15 protein-coding genes and 1 pseudogene are annotated in these 15,115 nt (G+C 66.7%); 9 read left to right on the forward strand and 7 right to left on the reverse strand.

Features of this window, described 5'->3' with window-relative positions; translation table 11 throughout:
• The first annotated feature begins 6 nt into the window (after nt 1-6).
• On the forward strand, nt 7-711 hold the full coding sequence (locus ACN2C8_RS18510; protein ID WP_419253513.1) for a glutathione S-transferase N-terminal domain-containing protein: 705 nt from the start codon (nt 7-9) through the stop codon (nt 709-711).
• Here the strand turns inward: ACN2C8_RS18510 and nth are convergent.
• On the reverse strand, nt 708-1,415 hold the full coding sequence (gene nth, locus ACN2C8_RS18515) for an endonuclease III (RefSeq protein ID WP_419253515.1): 708 nt from the start codon (nt 1,413-1,415) through the stop codon (nt 708-710). The two genes, ACN2C8_RS18510 and nth, sit on opposite strands and share 4 nt — an antisense overlap.
• 52 nt (nt 1,416-1,467) lie before the next feature.
• Here nth and ACN2C8_RS18520 point away from each other — a divergent pair, with 52 nt between their 5' ends.
• Both ACN2C8_RS18520 and ACN2C8_RS18525 read left to right on the forward strand, forming a co-directional pair.
• Nucleotides 1,468-1,974 (forward strand): DUF2244 domain-containing protein, encoded by a 507-nt coding sequence (locus ACN2C8_RS18520; RefSeq protein ID WP_419253516.1) that lies wholly within the window; start codon nt 1,468-1,470, stop codon nt 1,972-1,974.
• A gap of 47 nt (nt 1,975-2,021) precedes the next feature.
• The gene (locus tag ACN2C8_RS18525; protein WP_419253517.1) at nt 2,022-2,891 is read left to right on the forward strand and encodes a methylated-DNA--[protein]-cysteine S-methyltransferase; all 870 of its coding nucleotides are present in this window, start codon (nt 2,022-2,024) and stop codon (nt 2,889-2,891) included.
• Nucleotides 2,892-3,016: 125 nt separating this feature from the next.
• Here ACN2C8_RS18525 and hslU read toward each other — a convergent pair whose 3' ends face one another.
• The gene (hslU, locus tag ACN2C8_RS18530) at nt 3,017-4,312 is read right to left on the reverse strand and encodes an ATP-dependent protease ATPase subunit HslU (RefSeq protein ID WP_419253518.1); all 1,296 of its coding nucleotides are present in this window, start codon (nt 4,310-4,312) and stop codon (nt 3,017-3,019) included.
• Nucleotides 4,312-4,910: pseudogene (gene hslV, locus ACN2C8_RS18535) on the reverse strand (ATP-dependent protease subunit HslV). The gene hslU and the pseudogene hslV overlap by 1 nt, the downstream one beginning before the upstream one ends.
• Before the next feature lie 5 nt (nt 4,911-4,915).
• On the opposite strand from hslV, the gene ACN2C8_RS18540 reads away from it, so the two are divergent.
• Both ACN2C8_RS18540 and ACN2C8_RS18545 read left to right on the forward strand, forming a co-directional pair.
• Nucleotides 4,916-5,653 (forward strand): HesA/MoeB/ThiF family protein, encoded by a 738-nt coding sequence (locus tag ACN2C8_RS18540; RefSeq protein WP_419253519.1) that lies wholly within the window; start codon nt 4,916-4,918, stop codon nt 5,651-5,653.
• A 59-nt stretch (nt 5,654-5,712) separates the two neighbouring features.
• Nucleotides 5,713-6,684, forward strand: a complete 972-nt coding sequence (locus ACN2C8_RS18545; RefSeq protein WP_419253520.1) for an alpha/beta fold hydrolase — start codon at nt 5,713-5,715, stop codon at nt 6,682-6,684.
• A 15-nt stretch (nt 6,685-6,699) separates the two neighbouring features.
• Here ACN2C8_RS18545 and ACN2C8_RS18550 read toward each other — a convergent pair whose 3' ends face one another.
• On the reverse strand, nt 6,700-7,686 hold the full coding sequence (locus ACN2C8_RS18550) for a 2-hydroxyacid dehydrogenase (RefSeq protein WP_419253521.1): 987 nt from the start codon (nt 7,684-7,686) through the stop codon (nt 6,700-6,702).
• Between the two features lie 73 nt (nt 7,687-7,759).
• Between ACN2C8_RS18550 and ACN2C8_RS18555 the strand changes: the two genes are divergently transcribed.
• The 4 genes from ACN2C8_RS18555 to ACN2C8_RS18570 all read left to right on the forward strand — a co-directional run bounded on the left by ACN2C8_RS18555 (nt 7,760) and on the right by ACN2C8_RS18570 (nt 11,115).
• Complete coding sequence (locus ACN2C8_RS18555) at nt 7,760-8,284, forward strand: SH3 domain-containing protein (RefSeq protein WP_419253522.1); 525 nt, start codon at nt 7,760-7,762, stop codon at nt 8,282-8,284.
• 94 nt (nt 8,285-8,378) lie between these two features.
• Complete coding sequence (fabA, locus tag ACN2C8_RS18560) at nt 8,379-8,894, forward strand: 3-hydroxyacyl-[acyl-carrier-protein] dehydratase FabA (protein WP_419253524.1); 516 nt, start codon at nt 8,379-8,381, stop codon at nt 8,892-8,894.
• A 68-nt stretch (nt 8,895-8,962) separates the two neighbouring features.
• Entirely contained in the window at nt 8,963-10,180 is a 1,218-nt protein-coding gene (gene fabB / locus ACN2C8_RS18565; protein WP_419253525.1) for a beta-ketoacyl-ACP synthase I, read from the forward strand.
• A gap of 119 nt (nt 10,181-10,299) precedes the next feature.
• On the forward strand, nt 10,300-11,115 hold the full coding sequence (locus ACN2C8_RS18570) for an enoyl-ACP reductase FabI (protein WP_419253526.1): 816 nt from the start codon (nt 10,300-10,302) through the stop codon (nt 11,113-11,115).
• Nucleotides 11,116-11,133: 18 nt separating this feature from the next.
• Here the strand turns inward: ACN2C8_RS18570 and ACN2C8_RS18575 are convergent, their stop codons facing one another.
• Genes ACN2C8_RS18575 through ACN2C8_RS18585 form a run of 3 tightly spaced genes read right to left on the reverse strand, consistent with a single transcriptional unit; the run spans nt 11,134 to nt 14,474 of the window.
• Nucleotides 11,134-11,742 carry a TetR/AcrR family transcriptional regulator gene (locus ACN2C8_RS18575; protein ID WP_419253527.1) on the reverse strand — a complete coding sequence of 203 codons (609 nt, stop codon included), beginning with the start codon at nt 11,740-11,742 and terminating at the stop codon, nt 11,134-11,136.
• Entirely contained in the window at nt 11,742-13,337 is a 1,596-nt protein-coding gene (locus ACN2C8_RS18580; protein WP_419253528.1) for a DHA2 family efflux MFS transporter permease subunit, read from the reverse strand. The genes ACN2C8_RS18575 and ACN2C8_RS18580 overlap by 1 nt, the downstream gene beginning before the upstream one ends.
• A 9-nt stretch (nt 13,338-13,346) precedes the next feature.
• The gene (locus ACN2C8_RS18585) at nt 13,347-14,474 is read right to left on the reverse strand and encodes an HlyD family secretion protein (RefSeq protein WP_419253529.1); all 1,128 of its coding nucleotides are present in this window, start codon (nt 14,472-14,474) and stop codon (nt 13,347-13,349) included.
• Nucleotides 14,475-15,115 lie beyond the last annotated feature (641 nt).

The following is a 15,115-nucleotide window of genomic DNA, read 5'->3' on the forward strand; positions in this document are numbered from 1 at the left end:
TTGCTGATGTCCGACCTGTCCGCCTTCCCGATCACGACCCGCTGGCCCGCCAAGCATCCCGACCGCCTGCAGCTCTATTCGCTCAACACGCCCAACGGCGTGAAGGCGTCGATCATGCTGGAAGAGATCGGCCTGCCGTATGAGCCGCACCTGATCGACATTGGCGCGAACGAGACCTGGGTTCCCGAATATTTGTCGCTGAACCCCAATGGCAAGATCCCGGCGATCCTCGATCCCGACGGTCCGGACGGCCAGGCGTTGGCCCTGTTCGAGTCTGGCGCGATCCTGCTGTATCTGGCGGAAAAGACCGGCAAGCTGCTGCCTGCCGATCCCGCGCTTCGCTACCAGACGATCCAGTGGGTGTTTTTCCAGGTCGGCGCTGTGGGACCGATGTTCGGGCAACTGGGCTTTTTCCACAGGTTCGCCGGCAAGGACTATGAGGACAAGCGACCGCGCGACCGCTATGCCGCCGAGAGCAAGCGCTTGCTGGGGGTTCTGGAACAACGCCTGACCGGCCGCGATTTCATGATGGGCGCCGATTTCACGATCGCCGATATCGCCCTGTTGGGCATGGTGCGTAATCTGGTCGGCCACTACGACGCGGGCGAGCTGGTCGACTATGCCGACCTGAAGTCCGTTCCGGCATGGCTGGAGCGCTGCCTGGCGCGGCCGGCGGTGCGGCGCGGGCTGGAAATCCCGGCGCGGCCCTAGGCTCCCAGGAACAGCTCCCGCGACGGACACAGGTCCGAGATCTTGCAGATCTCGCACCTGGGCTTGCGCGCCACGCACACATAGCGGCCGTGCAGGATCATCCAGTGATGGGCCCGGGTCTGATAGGGCCCGGGCACGATTCGCATCAAATCCATCTCGACCGTGTCGGGCGTCTTGCCGGCCGACAGCTTCAGACGATGAGCGACGCGGAACACATGGGTGTCGACGGCGATGGCCGGCTCGATGTCCAGCTCATTGAGCACCACGCTGGCGGTCTTGCGGCCCACGCCCGGCAGGCTTTCCAGGTCGGCGCGGTTGAGGGGCACCTGGCCGCCGTGGCGGTCCATCAGCAGGTGGGCCGCAGCGATGACGTTTTTGGCCTTGGTGCGGAAAAGACCGATCGAGGCGATGTAGCGGATCAGGCCTTCCTCGCCGAGTTCGAGCATCTTCTCGGCGCTGTCGGCGACCTGAAACAGAGGTCCGGTGGCCTTGTTGACTTGGACGTCGGTGGCCTGGGCCGACAGGGCCACGGCGGTGACCAGCTCATAGGGATTATTGTAGTTGAGCTCGGTCTTGGGCCGCAGCTCCAGGCTCTCGAAGCGGTCGAACAGCACGGCGACGCGCTCGCGTTCGGCCGGCGAGATCCGCTTGGTTGCGGGGCGTTTGCGGACCGGTTTTTTCACAAGAGCCATCACAACGACCATGCCGTGATGCGGACCCCTCGCCAAGGCGGTGTCGCGCGCCTAAATCTTTCTCATGGCCCAGCCGCTGTACATGGACGCCCTGATCAAGCCCAACCGGTCGCTCAGCCGGCGCGGGCTGCACGTGGTGCTGGGCGTCGTCGTCGTGTTCAACCTGATGATCGCGGCGTTTCTGCTGGGGGTGGGCGCGCCGCTGGTGCTGCCGTTTCTGGGCCTGGACGTGGCGGCGATCTGGTTGGCCCTCAACGCCAGCTTCAAGGCGGCTGAACGCAGGGAGCGGGTGCGGGTCACCGCCGAGGCGATCACGGTCAACCGGGAGGACGAAAAGGGCGCCCGCGTGGTCTGGACCTCGCCCACCGCCTTCACGGGTGTTGATATCGATCAGCCAGGCGAGCACGAGGCCCGGGTTCGCCTGCGGATCTATCGCCGCCGCCTGACCGTGGCTCGAGCGCTCAGCCCGCCCGAACGGGTGGAATTCGCCGCCGCTTTGCGGCGCGCCATTCGCGAGGCCCGCGCCGAACGCTATCCCTTGCCGGGGGCTGGGGCGGGCGCTCAGGCATGAGCAAGAACCGGGCGGACACGCTGACAGCGCACGCTTACGGTTCTCCCATGGCTCTCGACATGCACCCCTCCGAAACCTTCGCCCGTCTGTCCGAGCGTTCGGCGGACTATCATCGCATGGCCGTCGCCCTGGACTGGTTGGCCGAGCGCTGGCAGGAGCGGCCTTCGCTGGACGAGGCGGCCGAAGCCGTCGGCCTGTCGCCGTTCCATTTCCAGCGAATCTTCACGCGCTGGGCCGGGGTCAGCCCCAAGACCTTCGTCTCGGCCATCGCCCACGCCGAGGCCCGCAAATCCCTGGAGGCCGGGGCCAGCGTGCTCGACGCGGCCTATGACGCGGGGCTTTCAGGCCCTTCGCGCCTGCACGACCTGTTCATCGCCCAGGAAGCCGCCACGCCCGGCGAGGTGCGCCGTCGCGGGGCCGGTATGACCCTCCGGTATGGCTGGGCGCCGACGCCGTTCGGCAGGGGCCTGTTCGTGATGGCCGAGCGCGGCCTGGCGGGCCTGGCCTTTTCCGATGGCGACGACGAAGCGACCTATGACGACATGCACCGCCGCTTTCCCGCCGCCGACTGGGTCCGCGACGACCAAGCGGCCGGTCAGACCGCCGTCCACGCCTTCACCGGCGGCAAGGGGCCGCTGCCGGTGGTGCTGATCGGCTCGCCCTTCCACATCCAGGTCTGGAAAGCCCTGCTGCGCATCCCGGTCGGCGAGACCAGCACCTATGGCCAGGTGGCCTCGTGGGCCGGCAACCCCAGGGCCTACCAGGCCACCGGCGGCGCCATCGGGGCCAACCCGATCTCGCTGCTGATCCCGTGCCACCGGGCCATCGCCAAGGACGGCCGGCTGACCGGCTATCACTGGGGCCTGGCGCGCAAGGCAGCGATGCTGGGGATGGAGGCGGTTCAGGCGGCGGGCTGAAAGGTCCTCCCCCAGAAGGGGGAGGCGGCCCGCAGGGCCGGAGGGGGAAGGGCCCCGACGGTTGGCCGAACTTCCCTCTCCGTCGGCTGCGCCGACACCTCTCCCTTCTGGGAGAGGACTTTCGACTACAAAATAAACCGGCTCAGATCCGCATTGGCCGCCAGCGCTCCGACCTTGTCCTGCACATAGGCCGCGTCGATGGTCACCGTCTCGCCGGAGCGATCGGCCGCCGAGAAGCTGATCTCCTCGACCACCTTTTCCAGGATGGTCTGCAGCCGCCGGGCGCCGATATTCTCGACCGAGTTGTTCACCGCCACCGCAGCGTCGGCCAGGGCGTCGATGGCGTCGGGCGTGAAGATCACGGTGACGCCCTCGGTCAGCAGCAGCGCCTGATGCTGGCGGACCAGGTTGGCCTCCGGCTCCGTCAGGATCCGGCGCAGGTCATCGCGGGTCAGACCCTTCAGCTCCACCCGGATCGGCAGACGGCCCTGAAGCTCGGGCAACAGGTCGCTGGGCTTGGCGACGTGGAAGGCGCCCGAGGCGATGAACAGGATGTGGTCGGTTTTCACCGGGCCATACTTGGTCGAGACGGTCGTCCCCTCGATCAGCGGCAGCAGGTCGCGCTGCACGCCTTCGCGCGACACGTCGGCCCCGCCGCGCTGTGACGACGACGCCACCTTGTCGATCTCGTCGAGGAAGACGATGCCGTGGTTCTCGGCCAGCTCGATGGCTTCCTGGGTCAGGGCCTCCTGATCCAGCAGCTTGTCGCTTTCCTCGGCGATCAGCGGCGCGTGGGCGGCCGCCACCGTGGTTCGATGGACCTTGGTGCGACCGCCGCCGAACGACTTCATCATCTCCGAGAGGTTCAGCATCGAGGCGCCGGGCTGGCCGGGGATCTCGAACATTCCGCCGCCGCCGGTGTCGGCCAGCTGCAGCTCGACTTCCTTGTCGTCCAGCTCGCCGGCCCGCAGCTTCTTGCGGAAGCTTTCGCGGGCGGCGGTCGAACCGGGACCGGTCAGGGCGTCGAGGATGCGCTCCTCGGCCGCGGCCTCGGCGCGGGCCCGCACCCCGGCCCGACGCTTGTCGCGGACCATGCCCAGGGCGCTTTCCACCAGGTCGCGGACGATCTGGTCGACGTCGCGGCCGACATAGCCGACCTCGGTGAACTTGGTGGCTTCCACCTTCAGGAACGGAGCCTGGGCCAGACGCGCCAGGCGGCGGGCGATCTCGGTCTTGCCCACGCCGGTGGGGCCGATCAGCAGGATGTTCTTGGGCGTCACCTCATCGCGCAGGTCGGCCGGCACCCGGCGACGACGCCAGCGGTTGCGCAGGGCCACGGCGACGGCCTTCTTGGCCTCGGTATGGCCGACGATGTAGCGGTCGAGTTCGGAGACGATTTCGCGGGGGGAGAACTCGGTCATTACAGGCTCTCAACCGTCAGATTGCCATTGGTGTAGACACAGATCTCGGCGGCGATCGCCATCGCCTTGCGGGCGATCTCCTCGGCCGAAAGATCCTGGTCGATCAGAGCCTTGGCGGCCGCGAGGGCATAGTTGCCGCCCGAGCCGATGGCCGCGACCGAGCCGCCGCCGGCGCTTTCGCCCGGCTCCAGCACGTCGCCCACGCCGGTGACGGTATAGATGGCCGTGGCGTCGGCCACGAGCAGCATGGCTTCCAGTCGGCGCAGATAGCGGTCGGTGCGCCAGTCCTTGGCCAGGTCCACGCAGGCGCGGGCCAACTGGTCGGGATACTGCTCCAGCTTGGCTTCAAGCCGCTCGATCAGGGTGAAGGCGTCGGCCGTGGCTCCGGCGAAACCGGCCACCACCTTGCCACCGGCCAGGCGTCGCACCTTGCGGGCGTTGCCCTTGACGACGGTTGGGCCCATGGAGACCTGGCCGTCTCCGGCGATCACGGTCTGTCCGTTCTTGCGCACCGCCAGGATGGTCGTGCCGTGCCAGTCTGGGAAGGAATTGCTGTTTTGCATGTCTCGCATGTGGCGAGGCTGACAGCGGAGATCAAGCGCGATGAGCTTTTCGGACGGCGAGGTCGAACGCTATGCCCGCCATCTGGTGCTGCGCGAGGTCGGCGGACCGGGCCAGCAGAAGCTGAAGGCGGCCCGGGTGCTGCTGGTCGGCATGGGCGGCCTGGGCGCGCCGGCCGCGCTCTATCTGGCCGCCGCCGGGGTCGGAACCCTGGGTCTGGCCGATCCCGACACGGTTTCGCTGTCCAACCTGCAGCGCCAGGTGCTGTACCAGACCGCAGATGTGGGCCGTCCCAAGGTCGAGGTCGCCGCCGAGCGCCTGACGGCGATCAATCCGCATGTGGCGGTCCAAACCCATGCGGTATGGCTGGACGCCGCCAATGCTGGAGACCTTGTTTCCCGGTATGACCTGATCCTCGACGGCACCGACGACTTCGCCACCCGCTTCGCCGTCAGCGACGCCTGCCTGGCCCACGGCAAGCCCCTGGTCAGCGGTGCCCTGGGGCGCTGGACCGGCCAGGTGGCGGTGTTCCACGGTCAGCCCTGCTACCGCTGCCTTGTGCCTGAGGTTCCGCCGGACGCCGAGACCTGCGCCCTGGTCGGCGTGGTCGGCGCCCTGGCCGGCGTGATCGGCTCGATGATGGCGCTGGAGGCGGTCAAGCTGATCACCGGCGCGGGGCAGGCCCTGAGCGGCCGCCTGCTGATCTATGACGCCCTGGCGGCGGAGACCCGCACTGTGCGGATCGGAGCCGATCCGGCCTGCCTCGCTTGCGGCGCTTGACGGCGAAGCTTCACCGGCCTTCTCTCTCCCCATAAAAAAGACGTCAGGGGTAGGGCCAGATGAAGACGCTGTTTCGCGGTCTGTTGATCGCCGCGGGCCTGATCCTGGTGCTCGGCGCCGTGGGATGGCTGGCCCTGCAACGCGGCGACATCCCCTATGACAGCCTGGAAGCCAAGTACGAAAGCCCGGCCTCGCGCTATATGGACCTGGGCGGCGGCTTGCGCGTGCACTATCGCGACGAGGGCCTGCGCGAGGGCCCGACCCTGGTGCTGGTTCACGGCTATGCGGCGTCGCTGCAAGCCTGGGAGCCCTGGGTGCGGTCGCTCTCGGGCGACTATCGCGTCATCACACTGGACCTGCCGGGCCACGGCCTGACCCGGGCGGGCCAGGGCTATGCCGTTGGACGTCAGGGCTTTGGGGCGGCGGTCGATCAGGTGACCCGCAAACTGGGTGTCGAGCGCTTCACCCTGGCGGGTAATTCGATGGGCGGCGGCGTGGCCTGGCAATACGCCATCGATCATCCCGAGCGGGTCGAGGGTCTGGTGCTGGTCGATGCGGCGGGCTGGCCGCGCGAAGGCGGCGGCGGGGGGGTGCTGATCTTCAACATCCTGCGTCATCCCTGGGGACGGGCCCTGCTGAAGAATATCGACACCCAGGCCCTGGTGCGCCAAGGCCTGAAGTCGGCCTATATCGATCAGAGCCTGGTGACGCCCGAGCTGGTCGACCGCTATGTGGAACTGGCCCGCGCGCCCGGCCACCGCGATATCCTGCTGGGCCTGCAGAGCGGCCCGGGCCGTCCGGCCTCGCCCCAGCTCCTGTCGAGGATCAAGGCTCCCACCCTGATCATGTTCGGCGACAAGGACACCGTCATCCCCGCCTCGGACGGCGCCAAGTTCGCCGCAGCCATACCGGGTTCGACCCTGATCCTCTATCCCGATGTCGGCCACGTGCCGATGGAACAGATCCCCGACCGCTCGGCCGGCGACCTGAAGGCCTGGCTGAAGGCGAAGGTGTATCCGGCGGCGCCTTGAGCCGCAGCCCAAGCCCTACAGCATCGACGGAATAACCCGGTCTGGCGGGCGGTGGCCGTCCATGAAGGTCTTCACGTTGACGATGACCTTTTCGCCCATGTCGATGCGGCCCTCGACGGTGGCCGAGCCCATGTGGGGCAGCAGCACGACATTGGGCAGCTTCAGGAGCTTGGGATTGATCGCCGGCTCGTGCTCGTAGACGTCCAGGCCCGCGCCGGCCAGGTCGCCGCGCGCCAGCATGTTGGCCAGGGCCCCTTCGTCGATCACCTCGCCGCGGGCGGTGTTGACCACGATGGCGTGCGGTCGCAGCAGCTTCAGGCGGCGGGCCGACAGCAGGTGATAGGTGGCCGGGGTGTGCGGGCAGTTTACCGAGATGAAGTCCATCCGGGCCAGCATCTGGTCCAGGCTTTCCCAGTAGGTGCAGCCCAGCTCCTCGGCGATGCGCGGGCTGACCGGCTTGCGGTTGTGATAGTGCACCTGCATGCCGAAGGCCTTGGCGCGGCGGGCCACGGCCTGGCCGATGCGGCCCATGCCGATGATGCCCAGGCGCTTGCCCCACAGGCGGCGGCCCAGCATCCAGGTCGGCGACCAGCCATGGAAGCCGCCGCTCTTGACCACCTCGGCGCCTTCGACGACGCGGCGCGAGGCGGCCATGATCAGGGTCATGGTCAGGTCGGCGGTGTCTTCGGTCAGGACGCCGGGCGTGTTGGTGACGATGATGCCGCGCGCATTGGCGGTGGCGACGTCGATATTGTCGACCCCGGCCCCGAAATTGGCGATGAGCTTGAGCCGGTCGCCGGATCGCGACAGAAGACGCGAGTCGATGCGATCGGTGATCGTCGGCACGAGCACGTCGCACCGGCCCATGGCGTCAACCAGTTCATCCGCCGTCAACGGTTTGTCAGTGACGTTGAGTTCGGTGTCGAACAGTTCGCACATCCGCGTCTCCACCGGATCGGGGAGTTTGCGGGTGACGATGACTTTGAGCTTGCGGGCTGCCATGGGCGGTTTGAAAAGCTCTCTCTGACGGGCGTTTAAAAACCTGTAGCAAAGGGGCCCGATGGGGCCAAGCAACATGCCGTCGAATCGCAAACATCGTTCGCTCGGCATTGTGGCCGTCCTGGCCCTGACGGGAGCCGCTGGAAATGCCGGCGCCGCCGGTCCGCCAAGGGTCACGCCCTCGGGGCTAGAGGTTCCGCGCTACGTTTCGTTGAAATATCAGACCGTCAACGCCCGCAATGGCCCAGACGAGGCCCATCGTCTGCTCTGGGTCTATCGCGCCAAGGGTCTGCCGGTTCAGGTGGTCGCCGAAACCCGCGAATGGCGGCGGGTCTGCGATCCCGAGGGCGGCCTGGCCTGGGTGCACAAGCGCACAACCGACGGCCGCCGCACCGCCATGCGCATTCAGTCCACGCCCCTGGCCCTGCTGGCCAGCCCCCGGGACGGCGCCAGGATCAGCGCCTGGCTGCGCGGCCGCTCGACCGCCAATCTGGACCGCTGCGAAAAGGGATGGTGCCGCCTCAAGGCCGAGGGGTCGGCCGGCTGGGCCCGCGAAAGCCAGATCTGGGGCGCGGCCTCGCAGCCGCAGTGCGGGCGCTGACCGCCAACCGGCGTGACGAAAGTGTCTGGACCGTTCACAAGCGTTACTGAAAGTAACATTGAGGCGCGACCCACCGTCGTGCTAGGGCGTGACCATGCAACAGAGCTCCTACACCTTCGACGAACTCCTGGCCTGCGGTCGGGGCGAGCTATTCGGCCCGGGCAACGCCCAGCTGCCGGCCCCGCCGATGCTGATGTTCGACCGTATCGTCCGGATCGAAAAAGAAGGCGGCAAGTACGGCAAGGGCTATGTCGAGGCCGAGTTCGATATCAATCCCGACCTCTGGTTCTTCGGCTGCCACTTCATTGGCGACCCCGTCATGCCCGGCTGCCTGGGCCTGGACGCCATGTGGCAGCTGGTCGGCTTCTTCCTGGGCTGGTCAGGCGGTACCGGTCGCGGGCGCGCCCTGGGCGTCGGCGAAGTGAAATTCACGGGCCAGGTCACTCAAGACGTCAAGAAGGTCGTCTACAAGATCGACCTTAAGCGGGTGATCATGCGCAAGCTGGTCATGGGTATCGCTGACGGTGTTCTGGAAGCCGACGGCAAGCCCATCTACGAGACCAAGGACCTTAAGGTCGGTTTGTTCACCGCCGAGCAGATGGCGTCCTGATCCAGTCGTAGGGTCGGCCAACACAGAGCTGACCCCGTTTGGATCTGGGGAGAGAAAGAGGAAAGTTCATGCGTCGCGTCGTCGTCACCGGACTGGGGATTGTCTCGTCCATCGGCAACAACGCCAATGAGGTGCTTGCCTCACTGCGTGAAGCCAAATCCGGCGTGGTCGCCGCGCCCGACTATGCGGAACTGAATTTCCGCTGCCAGGTGCACGCCACGGTCAAGCTCGACTCTTGGGAAGCCCTGGTCGACCGCCGCGCGGCGCGTTTCCTGGCGCCCGGCACGGCCTATGCCCACATCGCCATGGAACAGGCGATCGCCGACTCCGGTCTCGAAGAGTCCGAGATCTCCAATGAGCGCACCGGCCTGATCGTCGGTTCGGGCGGCCCGTCCACCAAGGTGATCATCGAGGCTGCCGCCACGACCCGCGAAAAGGGTCCCAAGCGGATCGGTCCTTTCGCGGTGCCCAAGGCCATGAGCTCGGGTCCGTCGGCCGTGCTGTCGACCTGGTTCAAGATCCGCGGCATCAACTATTCGATCAGCTCGGCCTGTGCGACCAGCGCCCACTGCATCGGCGCGGCCGCCGAGCAGATCCAGATGGGCAAGCAGGACATCGTCTTCGCCGGCGGCTGCGAAGAGCTGGACTGGAGCCTGTCCAACCTGTTCGACGCCATGGGCGCCATGAGCAGCAACTTCAACGACCGTCCCACCGTGGCCAGCCGCGCCTATGATCGGGACCGCGACGGCTTCGTGATCGCCGGCGGGGCCGGCATCGTGGTGCTGGAAGAGTACGAACACGCCAAGGCCCGCGGCGCCAAGATCTACGGCGAAGTGGTCGGCTATGCCGCCAATTCCGACGGCTTCGACATGGTCGCCCCCTCGGGCGAGGGCGCGGCCCGCTGCATGCGCATCGCCATGGCCGAGGCCGGTGGCCGCACCATCGACTATCTGAACCCGCACGGCACCTCGACGCCGGTCGGCGACAGCAAGGAAATGGGCGCGGTCCGCGACGTCTTTGGCGACAAGGCCCCGCTGATCTCCTCGACCAAGTCCCTGACCGGCCACAGCCTGGGCGCGGCCGGCGCGCAGGAGGCGATCTATTCGATCCTGATGCTCAACAACGACTTCGCCGCCCAGAGCGCCAATATCGAGAACCTGGATCCCGAGTTCGCCGACCTGCCGATCCTGCTGACGCGTGCCGACCGTGAACTGACCACGGTGATGTCCAACAGCTTCGGCTTTGGCGGTACCAATGGCACGCTGATCATCAGCAAGGCCGACTGATCCCGCGCCGCTGGAGGGTTCCAGCGGCGCGCCGACCCTGATAGCTAACCCCGAAGATGATGTGTGACGGTGGCCCCTGTGGCCTGCCCGTCATATCCCAGAACACGGAGCCCTGACCCATGGCCGACGATTACGCATTCCCCAAGGGCGAGCTGATGCGGGGCAAGAAGGGCCTCGTCATGGGCGTGGCCAATCACAACTCCATCGCCTGGGGCATCGCCTCGCAGCTCGCCGCCCAGGGCGCCGAGATGATCTTCACCTATCAGGGTGAAGCGCTGGAGCGCCGCGTGCGGCCGCTGGCTGAGAGCATTGGCGTCACCACCCTGGTGCCGGCCGACGTCACCGACGACGCCTCGATGGACGCCGCCTTCGCCGCCATTGAAGAGAAGTTCGGGACCATCGACTTCGTCGTCCACTCGGTGGCCTTCGCCAACAAGGACGAGCTGAAGGGCTCGTTCGTCGACAACACCACCCGCGAGGGTTTCCTGCTGGCCCTGAACATCTCGGCCTTCAGCTTCGTCGATGTCGCCAAGCGCGCCGCGAAACTGATGCCCAACGGCGGGTCGCTGATCACCATGACCTATCTGGGGTCGGAGCGGACCATCCCCAACTACAACACCATGGGCGTGGCCAAGGCCGCCCTGGAAGCGGCGACGCGCTATATCGCCCGCGACCTGGGTCCCAAGGGCATTCGCTGCAACGCCATCTCGGCCGGCGCCATGCGCACCCTGGCCCTGGCGGGCATTTCGGGCGGCCGGGGCATGATCGCCCAGGGCCGCGCGTTCAGCGCCATGAAGGAAGACACCTCGATGGAAGGCGTCGCCGGCGCCGCCCTGTGGCTGGTCTCGGATCTGGGCCGCTCGACCACGGGCGAGGTGGTCCATGTCGACGCCGGCTTCCACATGATGGGCATGCCGGACGAAGTCGAAGCCTAGGCCTGAAGGGCCTGCGCGTTACGGCGCGTAGGCCCGCAGGAACCGTATCGCGGCTTCGCGCGCGAGGTCGTCGAACTGGGCCTGGGTCTTGTCCGCCGGCAGACGAAGCAGGGCGCGCAGCTGGCTGTGGCCTAGCACCATGCCCGAGAAGAGCTCGGCGGCCTGGTCGAAGTTCTCTACCTTCAGGCGGCCCAGGCGGGTCTCGGTCTCCAGGAAGGCGGCCAGCTGGCGGCGCGCTTGACGCGGTCCGGCCTCGAACACCTCGTGGGCGACAAGCGGCATTTCGCCCGCGCCCTGGATCACGACCCGCATTACCGAATAGCCGCTCTGGCTGGTCACGGTTTCCAGGATCGAGCGGGCATAGGCCTCCAGCGCCTCGCGCGGGTTTTCCTCGGCTCCGGGTTCGCGCAGCGGGGCGGTGATCAGGTCGACCCGTCGCGCCATCAGGGCGCGGACCAGCTCGGCCTTGCAGCCATAGTGGTTATAGACCGTCTGTTTGGAGACCCCGGCGCGGCGGGCGATCGCCTCCATCGGGGCCGACAGCCCGCGCTGGCCGATCACCTCGACGGCGGCGTCGAGAATGGCCTCGGTCTTGGCGACGTCGATCTGGCCGGGGATCCTGGGCATCAGTGGGCGTCCGAAGGGGGCGGGGCGCCGGCGGCGGCGGTCGGCTTGGCCAGCAGCGATATCCCGGCCGCGATGAAGCAGCCAATGGCCAGCAGGGTGAAGCTGTCGCCAAAGGCCAGGACGGTGGCCTGTTGCCACATGACGCCGGAAAAGGCCTTGAGCGCGGCGCCGTCCGGGTCTGTCACGCCCATCTGGGCCATGCGGCTGCTCAGACCCGCTATCATGGCCTGGGCCTCGGCATTGCCGGACTGCAGCTTGGAGGTCATATCGCTGTAGTAGAGCGCTGTCTGCTGGGCGATGCTGGTCGCCAGCAAGGCCAGGCCCATGGCCCCGCCGGTATTGCGAGACAGGTTCACAAGGCCCGCAGCGTTCTTGACCATGTGCGGCTCAAGCGTGCTCATGGTGATCTGCTGGGTTGCGATCATCGCGATCATCACCCCGACCCCGCGGCAGGCCTGGACGCCAGCGAACTCCCAGAAACCCCATTCCTGGGTCACGCCGTGGGCCATGTACATGCCCCAACCGGCCAGGACAAAACCGATGAACATCGATATCCGCGGATCAGCCTGACGCACGAGGCGGCCGGCGATCGGGCCGGTGACGAACATCGACAGGCCAGAAATGACCATGGTGGTGCCGACTTCCGAGGCCGAATAGTGCCTGACCCGGCTGAGGAACTGCGGCAGCAGGAAGGTGCCGCCAAACAGGCTGGCCCCCGAGACCGCGGTCATCAGCAGGCCGATCGAGAAGTTGCGGTTGGCGAAGGCCCTCAGCTCAACGATCGGATTTCTGTAGCTCAGGGACCGCCAGACGAAGACCACGCCGCTGGTCAGGGCCAGGATCGCCAGACCCAGGATGAGGTCGTCTTGCAGCCAGCTGTTCTTGGCGCCTTCTTCCAGCACGAACTGCAGGCTCATCAGAAAGGCGGCCATGACCGCCAGGCCCAGCCAGTCGAAGCCCTGTTTCAGGCTGGGATCGCCCTTGTCAAAATTGCCCCAGCGCGCGACGCCGAACAGCACGATCAGGCCGATGGGCACATTGATGAAGAACAGCCAGCGCCAGCTCAGCCATTCGGTCAGGTGACCGCCCAGGGTTGGGCCGACCGTGGGGGCCAGGGTGACGATCAGGCCCATGATCACGCTGGCGGTAATCCTGCGCTCAGGCGGGAAGGCGGTGAAGGCCACCGCGAAAACCGTCGGAATCATCGCGCCGCCGATAAAGCCCTGCAGGGCCCGGGTCAGGATCATCATGTCGATCGATGACGACAGGCCGGTCAGCACACTCATGACGATGAAGCCGGCGCAGGAAACCAGGTAGACTTTCTGGCTACCCCACAGGCGCGACAGATAGCCGGCCAACGGGATCATCACGACCTCGGGGATCAGATAGGCGGTCTGGATCCAGCTGACCTGATCGGCGCTGGCCCCGACCCCGGCCTGGATCTGAGGCAGCGAGGCGGCAACGATCTGGATGTCGAGAATGGCCATGAACTGGCCGATGACCATGGCTCCGAAGCCGAGGAACAGCTTGGTCCAGTCGGCCTGGGTCAGGGTTTTGGCGGGGGCCGCCTGAGCGGGGCTTGCGGCGTCGGTCATGGCCGGCGTTTAGCGCGCGGCGCCCTGACGGGCGCCCTGACGGGCGCCCTGACGGGCGACCTGGGTCGGCGCCTGGCCGGCCTCGGCGAACGATGCGCCCGAGCGGTCGCGCACATCGACCTTGACCTCGACCGACAGGCCCGGCCGCAGGGCGGCGCCCAGCTTGGAGGTGTCGACCACGATCTTGACCGGCAGGCGCTGGGTGATCTTGGTGAAATTGCCCACCGCGTTCTCGACCGGGATCAGGGCGAACTCCTGGCCGGTGGCGGGCGCGAAGCTGTCGACCTTGCCGCGAATGGTTTCCTTGCCGAAGGCGTCTGCCTTGATCTCGACGGCCTGGCCGATGCGAAGACGCGAGACCTGGGTCTCCTTGAAATTGGCGACGATATAGCTCTGGCCCAGCGGCACGACCGACATCAGCGCGACGCCCGGCTGGACCAGCTGGCCGGGACGTCCCGAGCGGGCGCCGACCACGCCGGCGACCGGCGCGCGCAGCACGGTGCGGTCCAGGTCCAGTCGTGCCTGGGCGACGGCGGCATGGGCGGCGGCGGCCTGGGCCAGGGTCTGGGCCTTGGCCGAGCCCAGCGACTGGGCGGTGCGGCGTTCGGCTTCAAGGGCGGCTTGGGCGCTGGCCACGGCGGCTTCTGACTGGCTGGCCCCGGCGCGGCTGGTCTGGACCTTCTGCTGCGAGACCCAGCCCTGGTGGGCCAGGCTGTCATAGCGGTCGAGGTCGGCCTTGGCGCGGCTGGAATCGGCCTGGGCGCTGGAGACGCCGGCCGCCTTCTGGGCGATCAGGGCCTGTTCCAGCGAAGCCTTGTCATCCACGGCGCGGACGGCGGCGTCCAGGGCCTGGGCGTTGGCGATGGCCTGGTCCAGGCGGGCCTGGAAGGTTGAGGGGTCGATGCGCGCCACCACCTGGCCCACCTCGACTCGCTGGTTGTCGGCGACCAGGATCTCGGTGATCGCGCCAGAGACCTGCGGGCTGATCTGCACGGTGTCGGCCTGGACGAAGGCGTTGTCGGTGGCCTCGAAGCGCTGCTTGTCGATGTACCAGAACACCCCGCCGACCAGGATCGCTGCGGCGGCGACGCCACCGACGACCATGGGAACGAGCTTCTTGTTTTGCGGCGCGGCCATGACCCAACCCTGACTAACCCAACAGTCCGATCCGCCCGATAGAAGGGTCCCGGGCGCTCGGCAAGTGATAAATGGACGCATTCGTCCAAAAATCAACGCCTGCAAGGTCAAAAGCGTCTCGTCCCGCAGTCTCTCAGGCCGCGCGAGCGGTTGAACGGGCGCCGGCTTTGGCGACAAGAAGGGCGAACACCAACACAAGCGCGTGCACAACCCTGAAGTTAAACATTTCAGAGTTCCCGATCCTTGGCTCGGAGAAATTCGCTGACTTCACAAAGTTAAAGAATTGCTCTAGCAGCGCCACCGATCGAGTTCATCTAGTGCAATCGGCATAGAAACCGTACCTACAGAGTAGAATATGAGCAAACCTGCCTCTGTTGCGACGTTTTGACGCGATCTATATCGCAGCTTGATCGACGAAAGGGAAAAATCTGTAGCTGAATAAATCTGATTACTGATCGCATGATGCGCCGATTAGTAACGGGGCCGTGAACAGCGCCGTGTGACATCCGGTCGCAATTTCGTCTTGTGCTAGAATCAATACAGAGTAAAAGCCGTCCCCCACTGCAACCAAGCTTGGGGGAGCGCGTATCTCCCAAGCGGTCCAAGTTCGCCGCGCTCGCTACGCCCGCGCCAAAGGATGC

It is taken from the genome of Caulobacter sp. ErkDOM-C (genome assembly GCF_048541825.1).
Lineage (GTDB): Bacteria > Pseudomonadota > Alphaproteobacteria > Caulobacterales > Caulobacteraceae > Caulobacter.